The organism is Erwinia phyllosphaerae (assembly GCF_019132875.1).
GTDB classification, from domain to species: Bacteria; Pseudomonadota; Gammaproteobacteria; order Enterobacterales; family Enterobacteriaceae; genus Erwinia; species Erwinia phyllosphaerae.
The window spans coordinates 26586-38980 of record NZ_JAHSPF010000006.1; the positions used below are offsets into that span (position 1 = coordinate 26586).

Genomic DNA, 12395 nt, shown 5'->3' on the forward strand with positions numbered 1-12395 from the left:
TGAAAGGCCGTTGACGCTGTAGAGCGCAAAAAGGCTGGTGACCGAAAAGTCACCAGCCATCAGCCTGATTAACTCAGGCTGCAACCTGAAAGGTTGGCTTATTTAACTTCAACTTCTGCGCCAGCTTCTTCCAGTGCTTTCTTCAGAGCTTCTGCGTCGTCTTTGCTGATGCCTTCTTTCAGGGCAGCAGGTGCAGACTCAACCAGGTCTTTAGCTTCTTTCAGGCCCAGACCAGTTGCGCCACGTACTGCTTTGATCACGGCAACTTTGTTAGCGCCGATAGCTTTCAGTACAACGTCGAACTCAGTTTTTTCTTCAGCAGCTTCAGCAGGGCCAGCAGAAACAGCTACAGCGGCAGCAGCAGAAACACCGAATTTTTCTTCCATAGCGGAAACCAGCTCAACAACGTCCATTACAGACATAGCCGCTACTGCTTCCAGAATTTGATCTTTAGTGATAGACATGACAATTGTTCCTGTGAATCAGAAATAGTTTATACGTTAAAGTGCAACAGGCAAAAAAGCTTATGCAGCTTCTTTTGCGTCGCGTACGGCAGCCAGAGTGCGGACCAGTTTGCCTGCAGCGGCTTCTTTCATGGTCGACATCAGACGTGCCAGTGCTTCTTCGTAAGTTGGCAGAGTTGCCAGACGGTCGATATTCGCCGCCGTGATCAGCTCACCTTCAAAGGCCGCAGCTTTGACCTCAAATTTTGCATTCGCTTTCGCGAACTCTTTGAACAGACGAGCAGCAGCGCCCGGGTGTTCCATAGAGTATGCAATCAGGGTCGGACCAACAAACGTGTCTTTCAGGATCTCAAACTGAGTTCCTTCAACGACGCGGCGCAGCAGGGTGTTACGAACAACACGCATGTAAACGCCAGCTTCACGACCTGCTTTACGCAGTTCAGTCATTTTGCCTACTGGTACGCCGCGAGAATCCGCAACTACCGCAGACAGCGCGCCTTTGGCTACTTCGGTGACTTCAGCAACAATCGCTTGTTTGTCTTGAAGATTTAATGCCATTAGCTTTTGCTCCTGGATTTTTACCGGAGAAGGATTCCTCCGGAACTCACATCACCTGCCGACATCACTGAAGGCAGGCGCTCAAACACGGTGAGCAGAATCCAGCAAAGACTATAAAAATATTCTTCAGGTTCTGTCACCGTCTACGCAGGAAATTAAGTCTCTCGCGAAACACCTGCGGTCTTGGACGGAGGCCTGGATAAGGCCAGGCTCCAACCGAAAATTCTTTCTGCTCTGTATAAATACAGGACAACGGGCGTAAGATTCTAGACGAAACTTTCGCCCGCGTAAAGCAGATTAGTTAGCAGCAGCGTTCAGGCCAGCCTGATCAACCGCCACACCTGCACCCATAGTGGTGGAGATGCTAACTTTCTTGATGAAAACGCCTTTCGCCTGAGACGGTTTCGCTTTTTTCAGCGCAACCAGCAGGGATTCCAGGTTTTCTTTCAGTTTGTCCGTATCGAAATCAACCTTACCGATAGTGGTATGGATGATGCCGTTTTTGTCGTTACGGTAACGAACCTGGCCCGCTTTAGCGTTTTTAACCGCTTCAGCAACGTTAGGAGTAACGGTGCCTACTTTCGGGTTTGGCATCAGACCGCGTGGGCCCAGAACCTGGCCCAGCTGGCCAACAACGCGCATTGCATCAGGAGATGCGATAACCACGTCAAAGTTCATTTCGCCTTTTTTGATCTGGTCAGCCAGATCTTCCATACCTACCAGCTCTGCGCCAGCAGCTTTAGCTGCTTCGGCGTTTGCGCCCTGGGTAAATACGGCAACGCGTACTGAACGACCGGTACCGTGTGGCAGTACGGTTGCACCGCGCACGTTCTGGTCAGATTTACGAGCATCAATGCCCAGGTTTACCGCTACATCAACGCTTTCTACGAACTTAGCAGTTGCCAGTTCCTTCAGCAGAGCGACAGCTTCGTTGATGTCATACTGTTTAGTTGCATCAACTTTGTCACGGATCACGCGCATGCGCTTGGTCAGCTTAGCCATTTCTTAGTCCTCTACCACCAGGCCCATGGAACGAGCAGTACCTTCGATTGAGCGAGTCATCGCTTCAACGTCAGCACCAGTCATGTCCGCAGCTTTAGTTTCTGCGATTTCACGTACCTGAGCACGTGATACTTTACCTACTTTGTCTTTGTTCGGCTTGCCGGAACCAGACTTGATACCAGCCGCTTTCTTCAGCAGTACTGCTGCCGGAGGCGTTTTGGTAACGAAGGTGAAAGAACGGTCGGAATAAACGGTAATAACAACCGGAGTAGGCAGGCCTTTTTCCAGGGATTCTGTTTTGGCGTTAAACGCTTTACAGAATTCCATGATGTTAACGCCCTGCTGACCCAGTGCTGGACCAACTGGTGGACTCGGGTTTGCCATACCGGCTGCAACCTGCAGCTTAACGTAGGCTTGTACTTTCTTAGCCATGATAATTCCTCTATTGGGTGCGAACGCTCCGTAAAGAGCTCCCCGTGATTAATATTCACGCGCTGAACCAGCGCATAAAAACAAAAGGCGCGAAATTGTAGGGCAATTTCGCGCCTCTCGCAACTGATATCTGTATTCCGGCCTACATTTTGCGCAAGCCGGACCCAGCGTCAGCCTTTCTCAACCTGTCCAAAATCCAGCTCTACCGGCGTTGCACGGCCAAAGATGGAAACGGAAACTTTCAGGCGGCTTTTCTCATAGTCCACTTCTTCAACCACACCGTTAAAGTCGGCAAACGGGCCGTCGTTAACGCGAACCATTTCACCTGGTTCAAACAGGGTTTTCGGACGTGGCTTATCACCCGCAGACTGCAGGCGATTCATAATCGCGTCGACTTCTTTATCGCTAATAGGTGCCGGACGATCGGAGGTACCACCAATGAATCCCATGACGCGGGGCACGCTGCGCACCAGGTGCCAGCTTGCATCGTTCATGACCATTTGTACCAGAACATAACCGGGGAAGAACTTGCGTTCGCTTTTACGACGCTGCCCGCCACGGATCTCAACCACTTCTTCGGTTGGAACCATGACGTCGCCAAAAAGCTCTTCCATGTTATGTAATTTGATATGCTCGCGCAGCGACTGGGCTACACGGCCTTCAAAGCCGGAAAACGCCTGAACGACGTACCAGCGCTTTTTTGGAGCTTCAGACATCTCAGAACCTCAGGCCAGTGATAAACGATACGAGACGAACCAGAATACCATCCAGTCCCCACAAAATCAGTGACATCACGGCAGTAACCGCGGCAACGATTAACGTGGTATGCAACGTTTCCTGACGAGTCGGCCAAATAACCTTGCGAACTTCCGTGCGCGCTTCACGGGCAAATGCCAGCGTTGCTTTGCCTTTCGTCGTCAGCAGCGCAATGCCACCTGCTGCTGCGATCAGGATTACAACGGCCAGCGCGCGCAGTGGGAGGGTAACTTCACGGTAATAGTAGTTGCCGACAACGGCCACGAGCAGCAGCACAGCTACCGCTAACCATTTTACCGTTTCCAGTCCGCGCCCGCTCCCTTGAGCTTCGGTATTAGCACTCATAAACCAACCTGCCACAATAGATCAGAAACTATTTTGCCGCGTCATACGCGGCAACCGAACCGAATGATGCTGTCAGGCGAAACTCGGCATATAACGCCGTGCTACAGAGCCTGCCTCAGCAATGATTATGGTTGAAAATCACTGATGAGCCAGGTTCTATGTTACAGCGTGCAAAAAGGGCATCAAATGATGCCCTCTTCTTGTGCGTTGCGTCAAATATTATCAGCGATTAAGCGATAACTTTAGCAACAACGCCCGCACCAACAGTACGGCCGCCTTCACGGATTGCGAAACGCAGACCGTCGTCCATCGCGATTGGGTGGATCAGGGTAACGACCATCTGAATGTTGTCGCCTGGCATTACCATCTCAACGCCTTCTGGCAGTTCGATGGTACCGGTCACGTCAGTTGTACGGAAGTAGAACTGTGGACGGTAGCCTTTGAAGAACGGAGTATGACGGCCGCCTTCGTCTTTGGACAGGATGTACACTTCAGATTCGAACTTGGTGTGTGGCTTGATTGAGCCTGGCTTAGCCAGAACCTGACCACGCTGGATATCTTCGCGCTTGATACCGCGCAGCAGGATACCACAGTTCTCACCCGCACGGCCTTCGTCCAGCAGCTTACGGAACATTTCAACGCCAGTACAGGTTGATTTCACGGTATCTTTGATACCAACGATTTCAACTTCTTCACCAACTTTAACGATACCGCGCTCTACACGACCGGTAACAACGGTACCACGGCCGGAGATAGAGAACACGTCTTCGATTGGCAGCAGGAACGGCTTGTCGATTGCGCGCTCTGGCTCTGGGATGTAGGTATCCAGGTGACCAGCCAGCTCGATGATCTTAGCTTCCCACTCTGCTTCGCCCTGCAGTGCTTTCAGTGCAGAACCGCGAACGATTGGCAGGTCGTCGCCAGGGAAATCATAAGCAGACAGCAGCTCACGCACTTCCATTTCAACCAGTTCCAGCAGCTCTTCATCATCAACCATGTCGCACTTGTTCATGAACACGATGATGAATGGAACGCCAACCTGACGACCCAGCAGGATGTGCTCACGGGTCTGCGGCATTGGGCCGTCAGTCGCAGCAACAACCAGGATCGCGCCGTCCATCTGCGCAGCACCGGTGATCATGTTTTTCACATAGTCGGCGTGGCCTGGGCAGTCAACGTGCGCGTAGTGGCGAGTCGGGGTGTCATATTCAACGTGAGAGGTGTTGATGGTGATACCACGAGCTTTTTCTTCTGGTGCGTTATCGATCTGGTCGAATGCACGAGCAGAACCGCCGTAGGTTTTAGCCAGAACGGTGGTGATAGCAGCAGTCAGGGTAGTTTTACCGTGGTCAACGTGGCCGATAGTACCAACGTTGACGTGCGGTTTGGAACGTTCAAATTTTTCTTTAGACATCGCTTGTCCCTCTAAGACACGGATAAATCGGTGATATCACCACATCAACCAGGCAGTGCCTGAACTGTTGAATTTTAACGTACAGAGAAGAATCAGGGAGGGAGATTTAGAAGTGGTGCTGATACCCAGAGTCGAACTGGGGACCTCACCCTTACCAAGGGTGCGCTCTACCAACTGAGCCATATCAGCACGGCTTGGAGCGGGCAGCGGGAATCGAACCCGCATCATCAGCTTGGAAGGCTGAGGTAATAGCCATTATACGATGCCCGCATCCTGGAACTCGGCTACCTGTTCTGTCTGTAGCTTATGAATAACAGAAATGCTTTCCTGCTACTCGAGTCAACCCGCATTTGCTTGATGACTCTGACTGTGCTTGTGCTCAGCCTGAAATCTGTATTTGCAGCCTGATGGTGCAAGGCTGAAATGGTGGTGGGAAAAGGATGAAGTCGCGCTGCTCCTTGCCCTACCGGGTCAAACCTTCGAGGTCGAAGCTTCTCGTCCTTCCCCGTGGGGAAGCTGGAGAACTTTGCCTCTTATTAACACTGCGAACAATGTTAATGGTGGTGGGAGAAGGATTCGAACCTTCGAAGTCGATGACGGCAGATTTACAGTCTGCTCCCTTTGGCCGCTCGGGAATCCCACCTGGGGTACTTGATGGTGCCGGCTACCGGAATCGAACTGGTGACCTACTGATTACAAGTCAGTTGCTCTACCAACTGAGCTAAGCCGGCATCAAGTGGTGCGCATTCTAGGAAGACTGGAGGCGGGATGCAACAAAAAAATTGCGATAAAAGTTCTTATGCCTGTTATTTGTGCAATTCTTCGCAAAATCCTGCTTTGTATCAATGGAAATGCGCAAAGAAACAGCGATAGCGTTATTTTTTAACCAGCACGAAGGCGCGGATTTCGGCGGTTTACCCATGAACTATCGTCGCGTTTTTCTAAATGTCCGAAGAATCGCGGCTTGTTTCAGAGAATCGTAGCGCTAATTTTTCAATAAATGCGGCGGCCGTTGCGTTTGCACCCGCAAATTTTATTTTTCCTTCTGGTTACGCCCCGTCTGGTGTTAACCTCCTGCCCATTGTTTTCTGAAATTTACCTTAGTTACGCGTTTAGAAAGAGCCGATACGTTCGCTCTGTCTATCCTGGCGTCACCACAGGCGAGTTCTTGCTGGCAGAAGCATGCATATGAAAAAAGAGTCCTTGTTGACCACACCCTATCTGCAATTTAATCGTTCGCAATGGGCCGCGCTGCGTGATTCCGTGCCGATGACCCTGAGTAAAGAAGAAATTGCGCAGCTGGAAGGGATAAACGAAGATCTCTCTCTGAATGAAGTCGCAGAGATTTATCTGCCGTTGTCCAGACTTCTTAACTTCTATATCAATTCTGATTTACGTCGTCAGGCGGTACTTGAACAGTTTCTTGGCACTAACGGCCAGAAGGTTCCTTATATTATAAGTATCGCTGGCAGCGTGGCCGTAGGAAAAAGCACGACCGCACGCGTTTTGCAGGCGCTGCTGAGCCGCTGGCCGGAACATCGCCGCGTTGAGCTGATTACCACCGACGGCTTTTTGCATCCAAACCAGATATTAAAAGAACGCGGGCTGATGAAGAAAAAAGGCTTCCCGCAGTCTTACGATATGCATCGCTTAGTGAATTTTGTATCCGACCTTAAATCAGGCGCGGCGCAGGTCACGGCCCCCGTTTATTCGCATTTAATTTACGACGTCATTCCCGATGGCGATAAAGTCGTACAGCAGCCGGATATTTTGATTCTGGAAGGATTAAATGTTCTGCAAAGCGGCATGGATTATCCACACGATCCCCATCACGTGTTTGTCTCGGACTTTGTGGACTTTTCCATTTATGTCGATGCGCCAGAAGATCTGCTGCGCCACTGGTATATCAATCGCTTCCTGAAGTTCCGCAAAGGCGCTTTTACCGATCCGGATTCTTATTTTCATAACTATGCGCAGCTGCCTGAAGATGAAGCCGTGGGCATCGCTACTCAGCTGTGGGAAGAAATTAATCTGATGAACCTGAAAGAGAATATTTTGCCGACGCGTGAGAGAGCCAGTCTGATTATGACCAAGAGCACCGATCACGCGGTGGATCTGGTCAGGCTCAGAAAGTAGCGCCTACCGGTTACGCCACGGATGGCGTGTAAACCCCTACCGCTGCCGGGAAATCTTTCTCTGCTTAACGGCGCGAGGCCAGCCAGACGGCATAGGCTTCGTCCCAGATAGCCGCAGGCGTTCCTGCCCTGCCCAGTCCAAACCCGTGCCCACCCCGCGTAATTTTAATCTGCTCAACCGGTACGCCCATGCGGCGACAGGCATCGTGCATAATCTGCGTATTGTGCGGATTAGAGGTATGGTCATCTTCCGCCTGCGCTAAAAACGTCGGCGGAAACCTGCGCGTAACGTAATTTTCTACCGACCAGCCGGCTTCGTCAGCCGGTGAAGCATTTTTCCCAACAAGCTCGATATGCGTATGCGTGTGGGTATAAGGTGCTTCCAGCGTAATCACCGGATAAATCAGCCCGACGCTGTCCGCAACCGGCGCGACGTTGTCCAGGGCATCCCGTGGAGAGTAGGTGACAAAATCTGGCCGCGCGGCCGTCATCCCCATCAGGTGGCCGCCAGCAGAAAAGCCCAGTAAGTGCACTTTTCTTTCCATAGACCGTACCAGCCTGATAGCGCGCTGCGCATCCTGGAAAGGCGCCAGCCTGCCCGCGTGCCATTTTTCGTGTGGCAGACGATAGCTCAGCACATAAGCCGTATAGCCGCGAGCGTTCAGCCAGCGCGCCACGGGCCACGCTTCGCCGCCCATCCCTATCCAGCGATAGCCGCCGCCCGCCGCAATCAGCACGGCCGAACCGTTCGGCTCCTGCGGCTGAAAGCGCTGGATGGCCGGACTGACAATGTTTGACCAGGAACCGTTCGAGGAAATATGCAGGTCGCCGCTGGGGCCGCCGCCGCCCGGCGGTTCATCCTGCCATAAAGGAATGATGTCCTCTCTGGCAAACAATTTCCCGGCCGTCATGGCAAGCATCGCTGCGCCTGTTCCCATTATTAACCGACGTCGACTAATCATCTGACAGAGTTTTCCTCAGTAACCTAACTATGCTGTCCCGTTTCGGGCACGGTTCGTCCGCTCATTGATGCGCCAGATGCCAGAAAGTAACGGCAGTGCAGAAGATAATGGCCGGGCTTTTTATTTATCGGTCAGAAAAACCGTTTTTTTATGCGATTTTGCCCTGTACAAGCAAGCAAAATTAACGATGCGGGGAAAAACAGGTGAATATGCCCGGAACAGGCCGGGCAGAAGACAAAACGATCAGTGAATGCTGCCTTTTTCCCTACGTGACATGGCGTCCAGGTAACCCATGACGAAAGCGGAAAGAACAAAGGCCAGATGGATAATCACATACCACATCAGCTTATTGTCGGGAATGTTTCTCGCGTCCATAAATACGCGCAACAGGTGAATAGAAGAAATCGCCACAATAGAAGCGGCTACCTTGTTTTTCAGCGAGCCGGAGTCCATTTTTCCCAGCCAGCTCAGCTTTTCCTTGTGCTCGGAAATATCCAGTCTGGAGACAAAGTTTTCATAACCGGACAGCATCACCATAACCAGCAGGCCGCCAACCAGCGTGAGATCGATCATCGACAACAGAACCAGCACCAGATCGTTCTCCGCCATGCTCAAAATGTTTGGCAACAGATGAAAAACTTCCTGGAAGAATTTGATCGCCAGCGCCAGCAGGCCTAATGAGAGGCCAAGGTAGATGGGCGCCAGCAGCCAACGCGAGGCATAAATAAGGTTTTCAGTGAAACGTTCCATAGCATTCCGTCAACAAATTAACACGGGCGTTAGTATACCTGATGGAATGTTAAAATTTTCACGCTTGCAGCGCGGCCGGCCGCAATTCTCCGGGTTTATTCTGTCACGGCATCCGCAGCCCCGGTGGAGGCAGGTTCAAGGACGCGGCGTATCTGGCGATCGAGACCGCGTATTCCCTGCACCAGCTCATTCCCCGCTTTCACTGAAGTGAAGCAAAAGCCCGGATCGCATTGAGCAGCTTCAGCCAGCGTCGGCGGGTTACCGACGGCAGCAAAGCTGGCATTGTTGATAACCAGCAACATAAGAAGACAATATTTTTTCATGGGATGCTTCTGCCTGCGCGAGTGGAAAATCAGTGCAGCTCGCGATGCTGATTGCGATAGTCTCTTGGCGTCACGTTAAAATGCTTTTTAAATACGCGCTGGAAACACTGTTGTGAAGAAAATCCCAGATCCATTGAGATGGTCATAATGGTTTTATGCGATGTTACCAGGCTTCTGGCCGCTTCATCCAGGCGACGGCAGCGGATAAAACTGCCCAGCGTCATACCTTTTTTCTCTTTAAAGGCGCGCTGTAAGTGCCATTTAGAATAACCAGAGCGAGCCGCTACGGCCTCAATATTTAAACCATCGTCCAGATGCGCCTCGATCCAGTCGATAATGACGTCTACGATTTCACCTTTCACTTGCTTTCTCCTGCGACAGCACGCTGCAAACCGCGCCGCCCGCCCACGATGTAATTTTATATCTATATGTTTTTATTAGTTAAATTAAGATATGCAAAAAAGTACGTAACATATCAAAATTTGATGGCAGGAAGGATATAAAGAAGCATAAAATAGTTCAAATAGATAATTTTAATCTTCGTTTATAGATATCATCTATAGAGGCAGGAAATGTTAGATCTCAACCTGGTGCGCGTTTTCACCGCTATCTATGAAACCCGCAGCGTCAGCGGTGCCGCCGATCGTCTTTTTATCACTCAGCCTTCCGCCAGCTACGCGCTGGCCCGCTTGCGCAGTGAAACAAATGATGAGCTGTTTAAGCGCAGCCGCAAAGGAATGGAGCCTACGCCAACGGCTACCCAACTGTATAAAGTGTTTAAAAAATCGCTAACCGGCATTGAAAAAGCCGTAGCGGAAACGCGGGTCTTTTCGCCGGAGACCTCGCGCTATAAGTTTCGCCTCGCGCTTTCCGATTTGGGCGAACTGTTATTGCTGCCAAAACTGATCGCGCTTTTCCGCAATGTCGCGCCGCATATCCAGCTGGAAGTGGTGCCGGTAGATGTGCACAGGCTGGATGAATGGCTGCTCACGGGAAAAATCGATGCGGCGCTCTGTAGCCGCAACGAATCCGTTTCTTCCGCTCAGCGCGAACTTATGGTGTATGAACGTTACGTCTGCCTGTTGAACGTTGATCATCCCCGCATTGGCGAAACCCTGTCGCTGGATGAATATATGCAGGAGCGCCATGTGGTGGTTGCCGCCACCAGCGGCCATCATATTGTGGAAGACAGGCTGAAAGAGTTTGAGCTGGAAAGGGAAATTGCGCTGGAGGTTCCGCATTTTGCCGCGCTTGGCGAACTGATCGCTTCCAGCGAACTGCTGGTCACGCTGCCTTCCAGCGCCGCCAGAATTTATGCCCGCCGTGGCAATGGCCGCATGCTGGAGCTGCCTTTCCACGTTCCCAATCAGGAGGTTTTTCTCTACGCGCACACGGAAATTGGCGACATCACCGCAAAAACCTGGTTTTACAACGTTTTAAGAATTGCCGGCCCGACCATGATCGATCCCTGACGGCCCGCCGTCATAGATGAGTTTTTCTACAGAAAAGCAGACGGAGACCACATTCCCCACGGCCCCTTTCGCTGGTAAAGCGAATAACTCACGGAATGTGAACCGCTTCAAGCCGCCTTGTGCATTCCTCCTGATTTACCGCTTTTTCGAGGTACCAATTCCGGCAATCGCATAATGACCCGCCGTAAAGCCTCTTCCTATAGTTGATCCAACCCTCATCAGCGGCGGTTTTCTTCGCTGCCTGCCGCTGTGACCAGTGTCGAATTCCGCTATCTGTGCGCGCGGTTGTAGCACGATCAATAAAAGGTTTATCACTATGATTGCCAAAAACGGATCGCACGTACGCGTGTGGATACTCATGCTGATACTGTTTCTCTCCGTCATCGCCTACGCGGATCGCTCAATTCTTTCTATTGCGGGCGGCGCTATTAAAGATGAATTTGGCCTGTCGCCAGTGCAGCTCGGTTTTATTCTGTCGGCTTTTAGCTGGGCCTACGTGATTGGCCAAATCCCCGGCGGCCTGTTTCTCGATCGTTACGGCACGAAAAGGGTGTATGGCGTCACGCTGGTGCTCTGGTCGCTTGCCACGCTGGCCATGGGATTTATCGGCGAATTCTCTTCGGGCGTGACCGGCGCGCTGATACTGATGTTTACGCTGCGCTTTCTGCTGGGATTGATCGAAGCGCCCAGCTTTCCCGCCAACGCCCGCGTCGCCATTATGTGGTTTCCCAAAGCCGAGCGCGGCCGTGCCTCGTCGCTGTTTGCCTCTTCGCAATATTTCGCCGTCGCGATTTTCTCACCGTTGTCGGGCTGGCTGGTTTCGCGGTTCGGCTGGCCGTGGCCGTTCTTTGTTCTGGGAACAATCGGCATCGCCGCTTTCTTTGTCTGGCTCTGGTATATGCAGGAGCCGCGTACGCATCGCAGCGTTTCCTCACAAGAGCTGGACTATATTGCAGCAGGCGGCGGACTGGTTGATATCGACTCCGTTGCGCAGCGTAAAGAGAAAGCGCCCGTTTCACGCGATATGTTCCGCAAGCTATTAACCAATCGCATGTTGTGGTGCGCCTATATTGGTCAGTACTGCATTATAGCGCTGAGCTACTTCTTTATTACCTGGTTCCCCATTTATCTGGTGCAGGATCGCGGGATGGATATCCTGCACGCCGGATTTGCGACCGTAGCCCCTGCCCTGTTTGGTTTTGCGGGCGGTATTTCCGGCGGCATTATCTCTGACTATCTGATCCGTACGGGCTGGTCGGTTTCCTGGGCACGAAAAACGCCCTATATCGTCGGCATGCTGATGGCGGCCACGCTGATTGCCGCAGCGGGCGTTAACAGCAACTTCTGGGTAATTGCCATTATGTCTTTTGCCTTTTACGGCAAAGGCGTGGCGGCGGGAGCGGGGACCTGGGCAGTGATTAGCGATACGGCTCCTAAAGAGGCGGTCGGCCTCGCCGGTGCCATTTTTAACTGCGTCGGCAATATCGCCGGGATCGTTACGCCGGTTATCTTCGGTTATCTGGTTGCGCTAACCGGCAGCTATAGCGTGGGTCTGTTCTTTGTTGGCGCTCACTGTGTAGTGGCGGCGTGCTGTTTTCTGTTTGTTATGGGGCCAATTGAGCGCGTCGGCGGCGAAACGCGGGAAGATAAGCCGCTGCCCGGCGGGATTTCCGTACCGCGCCAGCTTTAACGGCCCGTGCGGTAATGGCGGAAGAGATTGATCCCGGCTCGCAAAATCGTCACTTTAGCGTCATGGTTATCGGATACGCATAAAGATGGAGT

The 12395-nt window shown here is 51.9% G+C and carries 15 protein-coding genes and 4 tRNA genes; 4 read left to right on the forward strand and 15 right to left on the reverse strand.

Annotated elements, in window-relative coordinates; genetic code table 11:
- Nucleotides 1-98: 98 nt before the first annotated feature.
- From rplL to KUE00_RS12135, 11 genes are all read right to left on the reverse strand, one after another.
- Nucleotides 99-464, reverse strand: coding sequence for a 50S ribosomal protein L7/L12 (rplL, locus tag KUE00_RS12085; protein WP_246760151.1), 366 nt, complete (start codon nt 462-464; stop codon nt 99-101).
- A 60-nt stretch (nt 465-524) separates the two neighbouring features.
- Nucleotides 525-1022: a 50S ribosomal protein L10 gene (gene rplJ, locus KUE00_RS12090; RefSeq protein WP_246760152.1), complete on the reverse strand. Its 498-nt coding sequence runs from the start codon at nt 1020-1022 to the stop codon at nt 525-527.
- Between the two features lie 297 nt (nt 1023-1319).
- Nucleotides 1320-2024 (reverse strand): 50S ribosomal protein L1, encoded by a 705-nt coding sequence (gene rplA, locus KUE00_RS12095; RefSeq protein WP_246760153.1) that lies wholly within the window; start codon nt 2022-2024, stop codon nt 1320-1322.
- 3 nt (nt 2025-2027) lie between these two features.
- The gene (gene rplK, locus KUE00_RS12100) at nt 2028-2456 is read right to left on the reverse strand and encodes a 50S ribosomal protein L11 (RefSeq protein WP_034828899.1); all 429 of its coding nucleotides are present in this window, start codon (nt 2454-2456) and stop codon (nt 2028-2030) included.
- Between the two features lie 170 nt (nt 2457-2626).
- Nucleotides 2627-3172, reverse strand: coding sequence for a transcription termination/antitermination protein NusG (nusG, locus tag KUE00_RS12105; RefSeq protein ID WP_024966040.1), 546 nt, complete (start codon nt 3170-3172; stop codon nt 2627-2629).
- Between the two features lies 1 nt (nt 3173).
- Complete coding sequence (secE, locus tag KUE00_RS12110) at nt 3174-3557, reverse strand: preprotein translocase subunit SecE (RefSeq protein ID WP_246760154.1); 384 nt, start codon at nt 3555-3557, stop codon at nt 3174-3176.
- Between the two features lie 229 nt (nt 3558-3786).
- On the reverse strand, nt 3787-4971 hold the full coding sequence (gene tuf, locus KUE00_RS12115) for an elongation factor Tu (RefSeq protein WP_147193965.1): 1185 nt from the start codon (nt 4969-4971) through the stop codon (nt 3787-3789).
- A gap of 113 nt (nt 4972-5084) precedes the next feature.
- Nucleotides 5085-5160, reverse strand: a tRNA-Thr gene (locus KUE00_RS12120).
- 6 nt (nt 5161-5166) lie between these two features.
- Nucleotides 5167-5241 (reverse strand) — tRNA-Gly (locus KUE00_RS12125).
- Nucleotides 5242-5529: 288 nt separating this feature from the next.
- Nucleotides 5530-5614: transfer RNA gene (locus tag KUE00_RS12130), tRNA-Tyr, on the reverse strand.
- 12 nt (nt 5615-5626) lie between these two features.
- Nucleotides 5627-5702 (reverse strand) — tRNA-Thr (locus KUE00_RS12135).
- 451 nt (nt 5703-6153) lie between these two features.
- Between KUE00_RS12135 and coaA the strand changes: the two genes are divergently transcribed.
- Entirely contained in the window at nt 6154-7107 is a 954-nt protein-coding gene (gene coaA, locus KUE00_RS12140) for a type I pantothenate kinase (RefSeq protein WP_246760155.1), read from the forward strand.
- A 64-nt stretch (nt 7108-7171) separates the two neighbouring features.
- On the opposite strand, the gene KUE00_RS12145 is transcribed toward coaA, so the two are convergent.
- The gene (locus tag KUE00_RS12145) at nt 7172-8068 is read right to left on the reverse strand and encodes an alpha/beta hydrolase (RefSeq protein ID WP_246760156.1); all 897 of its coding nucleotides are present in this window, start codon (nt 8066-8068) and stop codon (nt 7172-7174) included.
- A 76-nt stretch (nt 8069-8144) separates the two neighbouring features.
- On the opposite strand from KUE00_RS12145, the gene KUE00_RS12150 reads away from it, so the two are divergent.
- Nucleotides 8145-8318, forward strand: coding sequence for a hypothetical protein (locus KUE00_RS12150; RefSeq protein WP_246760157.1), 174 nt, complete (start codon nt 8145-8147; stop codon nt 8316-8318).
- Here the strand turns inward: KUE00_RS12150 and KUE00_RS12155 are convergent.
- The 3 genes from KUE00_RS12155 to KUE00_RS12165 all read right to left on the reverse strand — a co-directional run bounded on the left by KUE00_RS12155 (nt 8312) and on the right by KUE00_RS12165 (nt 9503).
- Entirely contained in the window at nt 8312-8818 is a 507-nt protein-coding gene (locus tag KUE00_RS12155) for a TIGR00645 family protein (protein WP_246760158.1), read from the reverse strand. The genes KUE00_RS12150 and KUE00_RS12155 overlap by 7 nt on opposite strands.
- 95 nt (nt 8819-8913) lie before the next feature.
- A complete protein-coding gene (locus tag KUE00_RS12160; RefSeq protein ID WP_246760159.1) occupies nt 8914-9141 on the reverse strand; it encodes a hypothetical protein in 228 nt (75 codons plus the stop codon).
- Between the two features lie 29 nt (nt 9142-9170).
- On the reverse strand, nt 9171-9503 hold the full coding sequence (locus KUE00_RS12165; RefSeq protein ID WP_246760160.1) for a helix-turn-helix domain-containing protein: 333 nt from the start codon (nt 9501-9503) through the stop codon (nt 9171-9173).
- A 210-nt stretch (nt 9504-9713) separates the two neighbouring features.
- Here KUE00_RS12165 and KUE00_RS12170 point away from each other — a divergent pair, with 210 nt between their 5' ends.
- Together KUE00_RS12170 and KUE00_RS12175 are read left to right on the forward strand one after the other, a co-directional pair.
- A complete protein-coding gene (locus KUE00_RS12170) occupies nt 9714-10613 on the forward strand; it encodes a LysR family transcriptional regulator (RefSeq protein ID WP_246760161.1) in 900 nt (299 codons plus the stop codon).
- 316 nt (nt 10614-10929) lie between these two features.
- The gene (locus KUE00_RS12175; protein WP_246760162.1) at nt 10930-12303 is read left to right on the forward strand and encodes an MFS transporter; all 1374 of its coding nucleotides are present in this window, start codon (nt 10930-10932) and stop codon (nt 12301-12303) included.
- Nucleotides 12304-12395 lie beyond the last annotated feature (92 nt).